At 34.6% G+C, this 14443-nt stretch carries 12 protein-coding genes and 1 riboswitch; of the genes, 5 read left to right on the top strand and 7 right to left on the bottom strand.

Annotated features, from left to right (window positions below):
* Positions 1-323: 323 nt before the first annotated feature.
* From MKY49_RS12775 to MKY49_RS12765, 3 genes are all read right to left on the bottom strand, one after another.
* Positions 324-1238, bottom strand: a complete 915-nt coding sequence (locus MKY49_RS12775) for a class I SAM-dependent methyltransferase (RefSeq protein ID WP_341386418.1) — start codon at positions 1236-1238, stop codon at positions 324-326.
* A 576-nt stretch (positions 1239-1814) separates the two neighbouring features.
* Entirely contained in the window at positions 1815-2846 is a 1032-nt protein-coding gene (locus tag MKY49_RS12770; RefSeq protein ID WP_341386416.1) for a ketopantoate reductase family protein, read from the bottom strand.
* A gap of 141 nt (positions 2847-2987) precedes the next feature.
* Entirely contained in the window at positions 2988-3728 is a 741-nt protein-coding gene (locus MKY49_RS12765; RefSeq protein WP_322610665.1) for an acetoacetate decarboxylase, read from the bottom strand.
* A gap of 130 nt (positions 3729-3858) precedes the next feature.
* On the opposite strand from MKY49_RS12765, the gene MKY49_RS12760 reads away from it, so the two are divergent.
* Both MKY49_RS12760 and MKY49_RS12755 read left to right on the top strand, forming a co-directional pair.
* Positions 3859-4743: a LysR family transcriptional regulator gene (locus MKY49_RS12760; RefSeq protein WP_322610666.1), complete on the top strand. Its 885-nt coding sequence runs from the start codon at positions 3859-3861 to the stop codon at positions 4741-4743.
* A gap of 626 nt (positions 4744-5369) precedes the next feature.
* Positions 5370-5477, top strand: a riboswitch (SAM riboswitch).
* 139 nt (positions 5478-5616) lie between these two features.
* A complete protein-coding gene (locus MKY49_RS12755; RefSeq protein ID WP_313470737.1) occupies positions 5617-6852 on the top strand; it encodes a Na+/H+ antiporter NhaC family protein in 1236 nt (411 codons plus the stop codon).
* 83 nt (positions 6853-6935) lie between these two features.
* On the opposite strand, the gene MKY49_RS12750 is transcribed toward MKY49_RS12755, so the two are convergent.
* Complete coding sequence (locus MKY49_RS12750; RefSeq protein ID WP_274793342.1) at positions 6936-8357, bottom strand: VanZ family protein; 1422 nt, start codon at positions 8355-8357, stop codon at positions 6936-6938.
* A gap of 422 nt (positions 8358-8779) precedes the next feature.
* Here MKY49_RS12750 and MKY49_RS12745 point away from each other — a divergent pair, with 422 nt between their 5' ends.
* The 3 genes from MKY49_RS12745 to MKY49_RS12735 all read left to right on the top strand — a co-directional run bounded on the left by MKY49_RS12745 (position 8780) and on the right by MKY49_RS12735 (position 11262).
* The gene (locus tag MKY49_RS12745; protein WP_274793341.1) at positions 8780-8944 is read left to right on the top strand and encodes a hypothetical protein; all 165 of its coding nucleotides are present in this window, start codon (positions 8780-8782) and stop codon (positions 8942-8944) included.
* Positions 8945-9418: 474 nt separating this feature from the next.
* Entirely contained in the window at positions 9419-9619 is a 201-nt protein-coding gene (locus MKY49_RS12740) for a cold-shock protein (protein ID WP_004225195.1), read from the top strand.
* 248 nt (positions 9620-9867) lie between these two features.
* Positions 9868-11262 (top strand): spore germination protein, encoded by a 1395-nt coding sequence (locus MKY49_RS12735; RefSeq protein ID WP_312506436.1) that lies wholly within the window; start codon positions 9868-9870, stop codon positions 11260-11262.
* Between the two features lie 51 nt (positions 11263-11313).
* Here the strand turns inward: MKY49_RS12735 and MKY49_RS12730 are convergent, their stop codons facing one another.
* The 3 genes from MKY49_RS12730 to MKY49_RS12720 all read right to left on the bottom strand — a co-directional run bounded on the left by MKY49_RS12730 (position 11314) and on the right by MKY49_RS12720 (position 13734).
* Positions 11314-11493 carry a hypothetical protein gene (locus MKY49_RS12730; RefSeq protein WP_274793339.1) on the bottom strand — a complete coding sequence of 60 codons (180 nt, stop codon included), beginning with the start codon at positions 11491-11493 and terminating at the stop codon, positions 11314-11316.
* 1331 nt (positions 11494-12824) lie between these two features.
* Positions 12825-13028, bottom strand: a complete 204-nt coding sequence (locus MKY49_RS12725; RefSeq protein WP_341386413.1) for a hypothetical protein — start codon at positions 13026-13028, stop codon at positions 12825-12827.
* 364 nt (positions 13029-13392) lie between these two features.
* On the bottom strand, positions 13393-13734 hold the full coding sequence (locus MKY49_RS12720; protein ID WP_274793335.1) for an ATPase: 342 nt from the start codon (positions 13732-13734) through the stop codon (positions 13393-13395).
* Positions 13735-14443: the final 709 nt, after the last annotated feature.

Here is a 14443-nt window from a genome sequence, read left to right as displayed (position 1 = left end):
ATCAAAAAGTGATATTGAGGTAACTCTTTTTGTAAACTGTTATTAGGATAAGCAGAGCATGTCCGCTTGTCTGGCTAGTAAACGTGCATACACTTGGGATGAGGCTTATTTTTTAGTAAAAAACTTTAAGTGGGCCCTTTTAAGGGTTGTTGTTAATAATAGATGGGCCACTGCATTCACAGTGACCCTAGTAACGAATCTAGGAGGTGTAAGGCTAATTAGCTTTACACTACTATAGTATACTAAATTTATATATTGAAATAGTTAATTGCCTGAGAAATAGAAAGAAAATTAAGAATAATATAAAAATAAATTAACTATACTTATTTTTTAACAATATGCATGTAATGGATGGTTTCAAAAGCTGATAAGTAATCCGTCCGATTCTGGAAATAAAGCTGTTGAATAGCAGGAGGGGTAAGATGTTCGTATATGAGTAAACCCAATGGATCTAACATCTTCTCCATGTCCTTATAAGTAAAACACGATTTCATCGGCTCGCCACCTGCAGCAGCCATCTTCACCATGTTGTCCACTCTATTAAAAAGGCCATTTTCCTGAAAGAGAGTTTCATCGGCATAATCCAACACAATGGAACTGCCTGATGGAACAAGAGCAAATAAATGAGTGAGTAAACTTGCTAATTCTTCTTTCGTTAAATAATAGGAGACACCTAACAGACTAAAAAACGTCTTTTTATACTGAAACCCTTGCTCAAAGAGGGGTTGAGATTGAAATTGTTTAGTAAAATCCATTGAAACAAAATGAAGATGCTTCATTGGTGGAAGTGATGCTTCTTGTAATCGTTTCTTCTTAAAAGCCTGGGTTGTAGGATGATCAACCTCAAAAATTTCTACAACTGTTTCTAACTGAGGATGACGATAAGGAAAAGTATCCAAGCCAGCGCCTAAAATGACATATTGCTCGATACCAAGCCGGATTTCATGATGCAAGACATTTTCGTTGTATGCTGCACGTGCCAAGGGAGTAGGAGCGAGTTGAATTTGCGTTATCCATTTTACTAAATTTTTTACATTATCTTTAGTTGGTATAGCCATGTCCTTGTTAAAGAAGTCGATGCCTTGTATCAGGTGATCTTGAATACTTTGAAACTCTTCAGGTGAGATTAACTCTTTTGCTACATAATCATCAAAAATTTTCGGTGTATCCATTTGACTATGATAAGCTCTACTAAAGGCAGCTATTAATGAAGTGATACTAGATTGCTGTTTATTCATATTAACACTCCTCAAAAAAATAGGATTCCCCTGGCCAGGAGAATCCTATTATACAAAACAATATTTTAAATGTAAATTTTAGCATAAAATAATTTTTTTGTCAAGTTTTCAGTACTTTGATTATACGAGAGGGGAAGATAGATCATACTATAAAATTAAATAAAAAATTTTAAAAATAAATGTAACTTTTTTAACTAACAGCCGTCTAACTTATTAGTAGAATACAAAAAAACTAAAGTAAACGAGTAATATTCACTTTTCACAAAAGGGCCAGGATCACATTTTCGTGATTTCCTGGTCTTTTTGTGTAGGGAGACCCATTTTATTAAAAAAATATGAAACCTTTAGGCTGTTCATTCGTATTATAATGTGAATCAAAAACTAAGCAAAAATTTAGTTAGATTCACTTTCACTTAAAAGGCTAGGACTTACAGCATGTTGTAGGGTCTAGTCTTTTTTGTATCATTGTTCAGATTTTGTTCAGAACAATATGTTAGTCTATTCAAGAAGATTTTCATAGTCTTTACCTAAACGCAAAATGACCAGCACTCTGTGAAGAGTGACTGGTCATTTTGTTTAATGATGATTAACTAGTTCAGCAAAGAATGGCATGTTTGTTTCAAAATTAGTAACGGTCTGTAAATCTTCTGCCTGTTTTACTAATTGAACGACAAGGTTATTAAAAGGTGTGGCAACACCCAGCTTTTCGCCCAGCTCCGATACTACTCCATTAATATAATTTATTTCCGTTTTACGTTTTTTCTCTAAATCCTGTAGCATACTTGCTTTAAGTAGTTTAGAGGATGCCATCAATTGTTGGAAGGCTTTGACACGTTCAGGGATATCATGAGCCTTTTTCACTTCTAATGAAGCTATATCGAAGCCATTCATTTTGGCAAATTGTACTCCAGCAGCATGCCCCACTTTTATCGTTTCATCCGCAATATGCACGGCGCTAATACTACTCGTCTCATGATCAAGAACGCCACCAAAATTCGTATTGAGCGCGGCAGAAAGACCACTAAAAGCATTGTTAATTAATAGTTTAGACCACTTTGTGCCAACTAAATTGTCTGAGATGTGTGTGCCACCTACAAGATTTAAAATTGTTTGTATTTGTCTAATTCTTTCTGTTGTTTCTCCATTTAATTCACCAATTTGAAATGCATATTGTTTGAAGTGGTTATATTCTGTTGTCAAACTAGATATGCCCGGTTGAATGAATGTAGCACCAAACTCAACTGATCCAGCAATCACACGATTTCGCCCTACAATTGCAGCGACTTTTTCTTCTGGAATCCCATTTTGTAAAGAAAGAACGACACTTGTTTCATTTAAAAATGGTAGTAAGCCTTGTAAAACCGAGTCATTATACAATTGTTTTGTTAACAGTAAAACTAAATCATAAGTTCCTGACATATTTTTAGGCGTAATGGCTTTTACTTTCACTTGAAAGTCAGTAGTTCCTGTTATTTTTGCCCCTGATTGATTCAATTCGTCTACATGTTCTTGATAAACATCAATTAATTCGACATCTTGTCCACCGGCAGCAATATATGCACCAGCGATTGTTCCTAAAGATCCTGCTCCTAAAACGGCGATTCTCATCTAAATGCCTCCTTGGTTTATTTAATTATTCAATAAGCTTAGCTATTTGTATTTTGTCACGTTGTTTCTCCAATAGCTTCATCTGCATAGTTCCATACGGCTTCATTGCTTGATTAGATAATGTATGGATTAGTGTTCTTTCTATTTTTCAGTTAAATAATCGTAGACAACAGTAGGTGATGCCAACGATAGTTCTGTGACAATATGGGAAGCTGATACAACTTCTAACACTGGTAAATCAGCCATTGGGGCAAGTGCATGGGCAAAAAGTTCAAGTCTCGCTGGACCTGACCATGCTCCCAGTATTTTAATATCGGTAATTTCACTTCTCACTAGCTCACAAATTCTTGGTCGTCCATCATAACCAGGCATCTTTTTCAACATATAATTGGGTTTGATAATTTCTTTCAGTGCCTCTTGATGATCCAGTGGGAAATGTTTATATCCCATTGTTGCATTAGCCACTCTTAATGAACCATAATCTAAGAGACCAACTAATGTATCAGAATCTACAAATAAACTAGGCTTACCTAATTTTTTAGGATACGCAGCAATTTCTCTACCAGAGGCAATGGCGGGGAAACTATCAACATACATTGCATGTAAATAATCACCTTCTTCACCATCCATGCTAACAGGAATGACCTGACCACACTCTGTATAAGAACCTAGCCCTGTTACATCTGGCATTTTCATGATTTCAAATTTGACAAAGGGCTCCTTCACTTCCAATGGTTCTGGAACAATTTTCTTAAGTTTTTCCATATCTGTTTTATAGACGATATTTAAATATTCACGGTTATAAAAGCGATAAGGTCCAATGGGATAAGCACCTGCATCCAACGGTGTTGTGAATTGTCTCATTACTTCATCTTTTCTCATGAAAAACCACCATTCTTTCAACTTTGTCTTCTTACAATAACTACTTTAATGCGGATTTTACATTGTGTCTAATACATAATAAGATATAAATATATTTATTTAGATAAATGAATTAGGGGGCTTAAGCGAAATGGAACTTTTACAATTGAAGTATTTTCAAACAGTAGCAAATACAGAGCATATTTCGAAGGCGGCTCAACAGTTAAATATTGCACAGCCATCCTTAAGTTTGACTATAAAACGTCTGGAGGATGAACTAGGCACAAAATTATTTCATAGAAAAGGAAGAAATATTGAATTAAGTGCTGCAGGACAGATTATGCTCAAGCATGTTAATAAGGTATTTATCGAACTAGAAAATGCAAAAATGGATATTCAATCACTTGATGAAATCAATGCTCGTACAGTTAAAATAGCCATATCAAATACACGATTTCTCGTTGGACTAATTAGTCAATATATTAATGATTTTCCTCATGCCAAAATTCAACAGGGAATTGAGACAAGGGATGATATACGTATAAATTTAAAGAGAGGGGATATTGATCTGGGCATAGCAGGCCCTCCAATCATTGATGAAGAAATTGAAACCTGTGTGCTTGTGGCAGAGGATGTAGTACTTGTGTTGCCTTCTAATCACCCATTGGCTGGTCAGTCAGAGGTTGCTCTAGCTAAGTTTGCAAATGAATCCTTTATTTCCTTAGCCAACAATGCAGAATATAGTCGTTTTACAACGTCACTTTGTGAAAGAGCGGGATTTATGCCTATCAAAAACTATGAAGTAGATTCAACCCTTCTGGCAGAAATTATCCAGCTGGAACAGGGTGTAGCCTTGTTGCCCATATCGGTTTGTAGAAAGTTCAATTTACATTTTGTAAAAATAGCTAATATGAATCCAACGTATACAGTAGGTCTGTCCTGGGTAAAAAATTCCATTTCGTCAGCTGCCGTTCAACAGTTACGGGACTTTATTATTACTTACTTTAACGAAAATAATGAGCACTACAAAATTTAATACCTTTGAAACGGGTTCCTGAAATGCTCGAAAAAACATAAAAATTCCCTAAAATTTTGTTGGAAAATATTTTAACTTGTTCATTGCCTCAACTTAGCGTAGTATTATAACGAATCAAAACTAAGTAAGTTAGTAAGATTCACTTTCACAATAAAACCAGGCGTTCTTCTTAGAAGAGCACCTGGTTTTTTGTTAGTTGCACAATAAGCGACTTGGGATTATATTCTATTATTTAGCAGGCAAATACCCGCGGAGTAAGGTGAAATACCCGCGGAGCAAGGCTGAATACCCGCGGAGCAAGGTTGAATACCCGCGAAGCAAGGCGAAATACCCGCGGAGCAAGGCTGAATACCCGCGAAGCAAGGTTGAATACCCGCGAAGCAAGGCGAAATACCCACGGAGTAAGGTGAAATACTCGCGAAGCAGGATGAATACCCGAGGAGCAAGATGGAATATCCGCTATCGGCGTTATTCAGTAATACACAAAATCAGCTACAATAAGCAGATTTCTTCTAAGATTAATCGGAAAATCTATGTACGTATAGAAGTTAAAGAAAAAACTTGTTGCAAATATTAATTTTTTATTTTAATCTTTTAATATTGTGTCAAAAAAATAATATTTTTTCTTCTTATCAAGAGAGATGGAGGGACTGGCCCGATGAAATCTCGGCAGCGGAACTTAGTCATTAAGTTACTGTGCCAAATCCAGCAAGAAATGACTTGATAGATAAGAGGTGTATTTTCAATATAAGGCCTCTTCTTGTTCATTCAAGATGAGGCCTTTTTTTATGGAAAAAGGCTGATTTTAATTTTTTTGGAGGTAAAACAGTGAAGAAAGAGAATCCATGGGCGCTGATCCCATTTGTTGTTTTTATGATATTATTTATTGGTTCTGGGGTTATTACAGGTGATTTTTATGCCTTTCCTGTCATTGTTGCTATCACCATTGCAGGTGCTGTGGCTCTAGCCATGAATCGAAAAGAATCGTTTACGAAAAAAGTTGATATTTTTTGTCAAGGTGCAGGGAATTTAAATGTCATGATGATGGTTATTATTTTTCTCTTGGCTGGGGCCTTTTCAGAGGTTGCAAAAGGTATGGGGGCAGTAGATTCCACTGTTAACTTTGCTTTATCGGTCGTTCCGCAAAACTTACTGGTTGTGGGCTTGTTCATCATTGCCTGTTTTATTTCCCTCTCAATGGGTACATCCGTGGGAACGATTGTTGCATTAGCTCCAATAGGCGTTGGAATAAGTGATCTTACAGACCTTTCTATTGCTTTAGTGATGGCGGCTGTTGTTGGTGGCTCAATGTTTGGTGATAATTTATCCTTTATTTCAGATACAACCATTACTGCCGTACGTTCACAAGGCGCACAAATGAAGGATAAGTTTAAGGTTAATTTTTGGATTGTATTGCCAGCAGCGATTGTAACGAGCATTATTTTAGCAATCATTTCAATGGGTGAAACAGCACAAGTGGCGCATGTAAGCTATAATTGGGTTAAAATTGTACCATATGTTTTAGTGATCATTTTAGCGTTATCTGGGATGAATGTTTTCCTTGTGCTGGCACTAGGGATTGTCCTTGCAGGTGCTGTTGGCTTAGTAGATGGTAGCTATCACTTGATGAGCCTTCTGCAAACGATTGGAGAAGGCATGTCCGGTATGTATGAAATCGCCTTTCTTGCCATATTAATAGCTGGAATGGTAGAGGTTATTAAGTTTAACGGAGGCATTGACTTTTTGCTGCACCTTGCGACAAGTAGAATTAAATCGAAAAAGGGTGCTGAATTCGGCATTGCTAGCCTTGTGGGTTTAACGAATTTATCTACTGCTAATAATACAATTGCGATATTAATTGCTGGGCCACTTGCTAAAAATATTGCTGAACAATATGACATTGAGCCAAGAAAATCCGCAAGTATATTAGATATTTTCTCCTGTACAGTCCAAGGGCTTCTGCCGTATGGGGCTCAATTCCTTGCTGCCGCAAGCGTGGCCAAAATATCACCAGTAAGTATGCTGCAATACTCGATCTATCCCATTCTTATTGGTATTTGCGGAATGATAGCTATTTCTATCGGATACCCTTCAAAAAAGAAAGCCTAAAGCTCAAATAAGACCAGCAAAGCAAAATTTTAGCTTAGCTGGTCTTTTTCATCTCTTAAAGTAATGGTTTAGATTTAGAAGGATTACTTTCTTGCCTGTATTAGTGTAAACCAGTTGTTTCCGTTTAATGTTCCAGAAACGTTGTATACTGGCTGATAGAAACCTTTTGTGTCATACATATACGTTAGCTCGATTAATTCAATTTCAAGCTGATCGTCTTTTTTTAGAACCAGCTCTTCTTCTGTAACGAGTGCATTATACTTTATTTGAGGAAATTCTCCATTCTTTATTTGCTCATATACTTCAGCAGGGGACAAGATATCTACTTCCCGTGTAAATTGATTTCTTTGAACATTATAGGCTAATGAATATGCACGTCCATCTTGTGTAAGATCAAGAACTACATCCCCATACCAATAGTCGACATTTAAATCGGGACGATCTGGAAGATTCCATTCAAATTCCCCGTTTTCCAGTACAGAAAACTCTGCTTCTTGAGGGAGGATAGAAAGTTCGTCCATCAATGCCTTCGCCTTATCAATCAAGTGTTCCTGACCAGTCGATGTCGCTTGCTGCGAATAATTATTCGCTGTTAACGACCAATTCCCCATTGAACTTATAAATAATGTATATTGCATACCTGCTTTGTCTTGCAATAAAATTTCTCGGTCGTCTTTATAATTCTTTGCACTCAACTCCGATAACCCTAATTTATCTTGCAACAATGTTTCAACTTCTTCATTATAAATAATTTTTTTATAAACGGGCGCAACAGTAGGGTTTGAGTCTAATTGCAATGAAGTAGATACATGAACACCTGACATATTGGATTTTGTATAAGCGTTTATTGGCAGATGTCCAAATTCTTGTTGAGCATATACCAATGACATCCCAATAAAAATCAATCCCATGATAAGAGGGATAGCCAAAGTTCCAACAAGACTTTTTATTTTTACTTTTTTGTGATGAACAATAGAAGCCCCTAGTCTGTATAATTGGTATCCGATAACCCCACCAAGTGAGTTGTTGAATAAGTCATCAAGCTCGAAAATCCCTGCTCCTGTAAGTGTTTGGTATGTTTCAATTGAAAGTGTAGCACATACGACTACAAGGAAAAGCCTCTTAAAAGCTTTAAATTTAGAGAAAAGTAAGGGTAAGAAAATCCCAAGCGGCACAAACATTAATATATTAAAAATACAATTTTGAAGATCACGTAACGAGTATTTTTTCCAGGCATCGATATAACCACTGAATGGTTGAAGATTCATCTCTAGGAAATGAGAAGAACCACGTCCAATAATCGTTAGCTCACATACAAATACGATATACCCAATGAAGAGTGCGCCAAGCATCATTTTAGTAATACTTAGTTTTTTTCGTTCGGATGGTTGTTTTTTATAATAAACGAAATAATAGAGGGCAATAAGCAAAAACTCAATGCCAATAATAATGATGACGGGCAACATTAAAATTCGAATATTAATAATAATTTCTGTTACTCCCAAGATAAAACGCTCCCAACTAATTGATTCTGTTCATGGTCCACACACATAAAACATGTGTTGACTGTCGACCTTCATTATTGTAAATGGCAATTATTAATAATTATTGAGAATATTTATGAAGATTTCTTAAGATTTTTTCATCATATATGGGGAGAGGGGAGAGGGGTAATCGAACACCTATTTTATAGAAACGTCAAATGAGTGTTTTTATTTTAATAGTGACATTTATATTAATAAAGGTTTAATGAAATCATAGTATTCAAATAATATTTTCCTAGGCCATTATGTATATTTATCAATGATTTATAAGGCTTCAGTTGTAGTGTCTTGTCAGTCCATATAATCAAAAAGAGTATAAACAATTGTCAGAAAATATCAATATACCCTATAATAAAATAAAAACTGAGATAAGAGGTGAACTTATGGGGAAACCAGTAGATTACAATCTATTTCCGGGTTATCAAAAAACACATAATTCCAGACTTGATGAACTAAAAGAAGAATTTATCGAGGAACAAGAAAAAGCAAAAATAGATGGACATATATTAGAGTTTGAAAAAACTTCATCTGAAGAATTGTCTCAATAAGCATCTTTAAAAGAGATGCTTTTTTCTTTGCTTCAACAGGTGAAGAAATAATTTAGGGTCACCGGGCTTTAAAGTGACCCTAAGTAACAAATGGGGAGGCTGTGACGGTCAACTAGCGTCACAACCAAATAAGTGCGTGCGATACACTCCCTATTAATTTGTGTAAAAAAAGGCTACTTATACAAAAAAATGTCCCTTTTATGTTGTGAATTTTTAGTAAATCACTTTAATTAGACAAGATCAAAGGTTTTAACCAAATTGGTTTCCAAGACCAATTTTAAAAAAATTTACGTTTGGACTAGACAAATATAATTTTTTGTTATATAGTTAAGTTAATAAAATCGTGCGTAAACAAACAATGAATTCACATATTACAAAGAGTATTCGTTTTTTGATTAATACTTTTTGTAGTATGTGTTTTTTTTTAAAGTATTATGATTTTATTTAATAAGTTTAAAATGGAGGTCATTGATTATGACACAAGGTACAGTAAAATGGTTTAATGCAGAAAAAGGTTTTGGCTTCATCGAAGTAGAAGGCGGACAAGACGTATTCGCTCACTTCTCAGCAATCCAAGGTGAAGGTTTCAAATCACTTGAAGAAGGCCAAAAAGTTGAATTCACAGTAGAAGAAGGCCAACGCGGACCTCAAGCTGCTAACATCGTAAAACTTTAATTCTTAAATGAATGAAGAAAGAAAACCACTTGTTATAGAGTGGTTTTCTTTTTTATTTCAGAGAAATTTGTTCAGAAATTGTTTAGTAAGATGTGTTAAATTTTAAATGTCATCGTAATTCAAGCCCGTTGCCTTAATTGGCAATGGGTTTTCTTATTTTATTTATATATATAGCTTTCATTTTTTAGCATAATTACATGAAGAACAGATAAACTAAAAAGAAAATTGAGCAAAGGGGGATCGTTTGGATGGACGAAGCAGCTTGGCAAATAATTGCTAAACTAAAACAGGAAACTTACGAAGTAGATGATGTTAAATTTAAAATGACTTCTACTGAAGAAGGAGATGTGACGGTTATTTACTTTTCTTCTTTAGTGGAAAAGATGACCATTCAAACGATGGTTTATATCCCTTTAGCCAATAATATTAAACAAATACATCAAATTTCTGAATATGTGGATTCAAAGAAAATTAGTGAAGCTGTCAAAAAATTAAATGCGGGGCAAACGCTTTTATATTTTCATGAAACGAACGGATTAGTAAGTGTTGATACTTATAGTGCACCGACCAGGGCAATTGCTAACACAGAAACAGAATCAACTGTTATTGGTCCACAGGATGCCTTTACTGAATCGTTAGAAACGAATATTTCTTTACTTCGTAGGCGCATTCAAAGCCCTATGCTAAAAAATGAAAACCGTATTATTGGTTCCGAGGCAAATATAAAAATTTCTATTATGTATATGGAAAACATAATCAATGAAAAAAATTTAGAGAATTTAAGAAATCGAATCGATCAAATTGATTATCCTTTATTTACTGATGTCTCAGTCTTAAAACAACTAATTGAAGACAATCCTTTTTCACCATTTCCACAATATTACATGACCGTTAGACCCGATAGTGTTTGTCGCTATTTAATTGACGGCAGAATTATTGTTTTTCTAGACAATAGCCAAACTGCGATTGTTTGTCCAACATCATTTTTTGAGATGTTTGTGTCGGTTGAGGATTATTATAATCGATGGACGACGGCTTCATTATTAAGAATGTTACGCTTTTTTGGCTTTTTCCTTACAATCATGATTACGCCGATGTATATATCAGCCTTAACTTTTCATCCGGAAATTTTACCATATGAATTATTATTAAATCTTCAGGAATCGAGGAGTAAAGTTCCATTTCCGCCTCTTATAGAAGTGTTGTTTATTGAACTGATTGTTGAAGTTTTACGAGAAGCGGGTTCTCGAATGCCTACAAAGGTAGGGCAAACAATCGGTATCGTTGGCGGTATAGTTATTGGAACAGCTGCAGTGCAAGCTGGTCTTTTAAGTAATATTCTTATTGTATTAGTAGCTACATCAGCGTTACTATCCTTTCTTCCCCCTATATTTTTAATGAGTAATGCAAGTCGATTTGTACGATATATTTTTATCTTATCTGCCGGACTGTTTGGCTTGTTTGGACAAATGCTCGCCCTTGCATGGCTAATCCATCATTTACTAAGCTTAAAATCTTTAGGCACTAATTTCATGACACCTGCTATACCACGTAAACCAACTGATTTATTCGATAGTATTATTCGAGCTCCAATAGACTATATAAGGGACAAGAAAGGTATTTCAGGAACAAAGAAAAATTGAGCAAAACAAAGACCAGGCTCTCTAAAAAAGGAGCTACTGGTCTTTTTTGAATTAATAGGCATATGGATTTTCTCTATGAAGTTGCCAATACAGTTGAACAAGTTGTGTTTCATACTTAAAATGTTGTTCGTAAAAATACATATGTTTCTCTGGATCAATATGTTCATAGTATTTCGCTAACGTACCATATAAACTTACTTTTTGAAGCAATTGTGCTAACCGTGGATCCATTTCATTCCGCCCTTCTTTGTGCTCTAGACTTAACATATGTAAACCCATGAAGTATTTCTGGGCCTGTTAGAAAAAAGAAAGGGAACGGTACTCGATTTAAATTTGAAAGGTTGTAATATGACAACGTTAGGTTCTAGGAATTTTAGATAACTTTATTACATTAAAAATAAAGCCTATCAGTCCGCAAATAAAGAAAACATAGGCTACGAGAATGGACATAGCTTCTAAGTTGTTTGTAAAGATTCGATATCCTCCTAAAGTAAGTAAAGCCAAACAAGTAACCGAGCCAAGCAATGATTTATTCTTGTCAGACAAAAAAACACCCCCAAAATAATGATATATAATATGTTAACATGAATTATTATTTAAGTTAACATATAGGTTTTTTTATGAAAATTAATCAGGGGAATCGAAGCCCTTACTCAAATGGTTTAACTAATTTGTTTCCGAATTTTTTAAAAATATCTGATAGGCTTCATATTGTTCCTTCAGTTGTAAATGGGCTTCCTCACGTTTTTCTGGCGTTCTCGTTTCTATGTAGGCATTCAAGCATTGAAGATATTCGTTCTTTATATTGAAATCCTCCAAAATATTGTTCTTTAATAGAGGGCTCCATCTGTAGACCGCCATCAGTATGATTAGCAACATCCACAAATGCATCATATAGTAGCTCAAATAGTTGTGCTCGTTGTTCTAGAGTATACTGTTCACCTGTTTCCTAAAATAATATAATACGTTCAATTGGCTTTTGTATGATATATAGTTGTCCATAAAGTAGTGATCGATAACTTTTTATTAGCTGATGTTGGTGGTAAAGCATAATCCCAATTACCATCACTACTACCAAAAATCCTCCTATATATAATATGGCACTCCTATAATTTATTTGCATCCTTAAAAGGTAAATATACTTTGGCAGGGAGGCAGTACTATAATTGAAGGATAACGATCCAAATATCAGTCATATTGCCTTCCATAAAGAATTCATTTTATCAGTAATTTATTCGTGAAGTATCGGTAAATATTAGGGATTAGATGTAACTGATTTTTAGACAAATAAAACTAAGATCTTAAGGGTCACTCAGATAAAAGTGACCCTTAGCACCAAAATAGGAGTGTTAGGCTAAAAGCTAAACTATATTTACCTTTCTAATGGAGTTCTGGTTGTGATTGTACCAGTATGAATTGGGTTTCGGGTTAACGAATCTTAAGTTACTTTTTACTGACCGGTGTCTCTTAGGTGACAGTTTTAAGGTAAAGATTGATCTATCCATGAGGATTAAAGTGTTTTAATTATGTTCATGAATTGCCATTATTATCTGAAAATAAATTTAGAAGATTGCTCCATTTGTTAAAGCAATATCATCTGCAACTTTATAGAAATATCTATTTTTTATTGGGAGAATAACTTCTTCTTCAGGAAGAACCTCTAAAGGTGATTCATTGGAATCTATGTCAATAGCGTTTATACGGTGCCGAAATACTCGATTATTTTCACTGTGGCAAATAAATTTTTGTTGGTCCAATTTTTTCATCTTTCCTCACCTCCCTTTTTAATATGTTGTGGACCCCGTAAATTATAGGTATCTGTTACAAGGAAAAAATCCCCAAGAGAATACATCTTATCCTATATAAATATTTTATGAATAAAGATTGGAAGGCGATTGGTAATATGTCTATAAAGAAAATGATTTCAACCTTTTATGAATGTGATTTTTTGTATAGCTTAAATAATTGAAAGTATAATATGAAATTTGAAGAAATATAAGGAGATAGATTTTTTTCTTGTTACTGAACAATACAGAAAGGGGATAAGTCGGAGGTAAATGAATGAATAGGAAAGCCCTATAGCAAGCTATAGGGCTTTTATGATTTTAACTGTTAAAATCTGATGGGAAATTAAAGAATTTCTGTTAATTCTGAGTGCACAAGTCTTTGAGCAGTAATGATAACCCCTGAAGCAGTTCGTCCGTAAACACTATATAATCCTCCTGTTTGGTTAGGAGCAATTTCAACTTCATATTGAGCCGAATTTCCTAAACCTGGTGTTACAAAAGCAGAAGCGTTTGCACCCACGCTAAATGGAGTTGTTGATATAAGGTGTCTTGTACCGTTTAGTCTAAAAACTCGAACTACGCCAGTAAGTTGACCTCCAGTAAGATTGAGAATTTTGACACGAACGCTAGTTGCATTAGCTGGTTGATTTCCTGTATTTTCTATTGGTCCAGTTGTTAATGGCATGTAATTTTCACCCCCTCCAATGTAAAGATCTATAATCTGCAGATTACCTTTTCATAATATGTAATAGGTTGTTACTTTCCTTGGTCGTATTAATCATATTTCTCAAAAAATAAAAAAATTGTAGAGATGAATTAGTAGATATTTTTTCAATAGAAAACTTATAAACAAAGGTGTTCTTATATACCAAGGCTTATTACATAGTAGAAATATCTATATCTTTATAAGAACTTAAATTGGACGTTATCAATTTAAATACTCAAAAAAAGGAATAAGACATAAACATCTATTTCCTGCTCTATAGCTTGTCATTTAGTTTTTATTCATGTTTGAGCTCAAGTGCTACTGTTCGTATCGTTTAATTATCGCGTATAAGTAAGTGAATCAAATTTATGGCACAGAAAAATGCACAAAAAAGCCGCAGCGTCAGCAAACGCCACAGCTTTCTGAAGAATTTATGAAACAATATGTAGATAACTGCTATGAATTGAAATTGGGTTTTCATTTCAGCCATATCATTCATTGTTTTTATACTATATAAATATTTAACAGATGAAAGATCAATAGAGAACTATTAAGGGCCACCTTGTAGTGACCCCTAAGTAACAATTCGGGAGGTACCAAGTTAAACTAAATTAGCTTAACACTACTATTTATATGATTCGATGACTTGGGTTTTATAGTTTATTGCCTTTAGTAAAGAAAAAACTAT

Source organism: Lysinibacillus sp. FSL M8-0134 (assembly GCF_038069745.1).
Taxonomy (GTDB): domain Bacteria; phylum Bacillota; class Bacilli; order Bacillales_A; family Planococcaceae; genus Lysinibacillus; species Lysinibacillus irui.
This window is presented reverse-complemented; position numbering and strand designations above follow the sequence as displayed.

What these genes read in the sequence shown, in the direction of transcription:
- MKY49_RS12775 (WP_341386418.1), bottom strand. Translation starts at nt 1,238, where the DNA reads ATGAATAAACAGCAATCTAGTATCACTTCATTAATAGCTGCCTTTAGT.
- MKY49_RS12770 (WP_341386416.1), bottom strand. Translation starts at nt 2,846, where the DNA reads ATGAGAATCGCCGTTTTAGGAGCAGGATCTTTAGGAACAATCGCTGGT.
- MKY49_RS12765 (WP_322610665.1), bottom strand. Translation starts at nt 3,728, where the DNA reads ATGAGAAAAGATGAAGTAATGAGACAATTCACAACACCGTTGGATGCA.
- MKY49_RS12760 (WP_322610666.1), top strand. Translation starts at nt 3,859, where the DNA reads ATGGAACTTTTACAATTGAAGTATTTTCAAACAGTAGCAAATACAGAG.
- MKY49_RS12755 (WP_313470737.1), top strand. Translation starts at nt 5,617, where the DNA reads ATGATATTATTTATTGGTTCTGGGGTTATTACAGGTGATTTTTATGCC.
- MKY49_RS12745 (WP_274793341.1), top strand. Translation starts at nt 8,780, where the DNA reads ATGGGGAAACCAGTAGATTACAATCTATTTCCGGGTTATCAAAAAACA.
- MKY49_RS12740 (WP_004225195.1), top strand. Translation starts at nt 9,419, where the DNA reads ATGACACAAGGTACAGTAAAATGGTTTAATGCAGAAAAAGGTTTTGGC.
- MKY49_RS12735 (WP_312506436.1), top strand. Translation starts at nt 9,868, where the DNA reads ATGGACGAAGCAGCTTGGCAAATAATTGCTAAACTAAAACAGGAAACT.
- MKY49_RS12730 (WP_274793339.1), bottom strand. Translation starts at nt 11,493, where the DNA reads ATGGATCCACGGTTAGCACAATTGCTTCAAAAAGTAAGTTTATATGGT.
- MKY49_RS12725 (WP_341386413.1), bottom strand. Translation starts at nt 13,028, where the DNA reads ATGAAAAAATTGGACCAACAAAAATTTATTTGCCACAGTGAAAATAAT.
- MKY49_RS12720 (WP_274793335.1), bottom strand. Translation starts at nt 13,734, where the DNA reads ATGCCATTAACAACTGGACCAATAGAAAATACAGGAAATCAACCAGCT.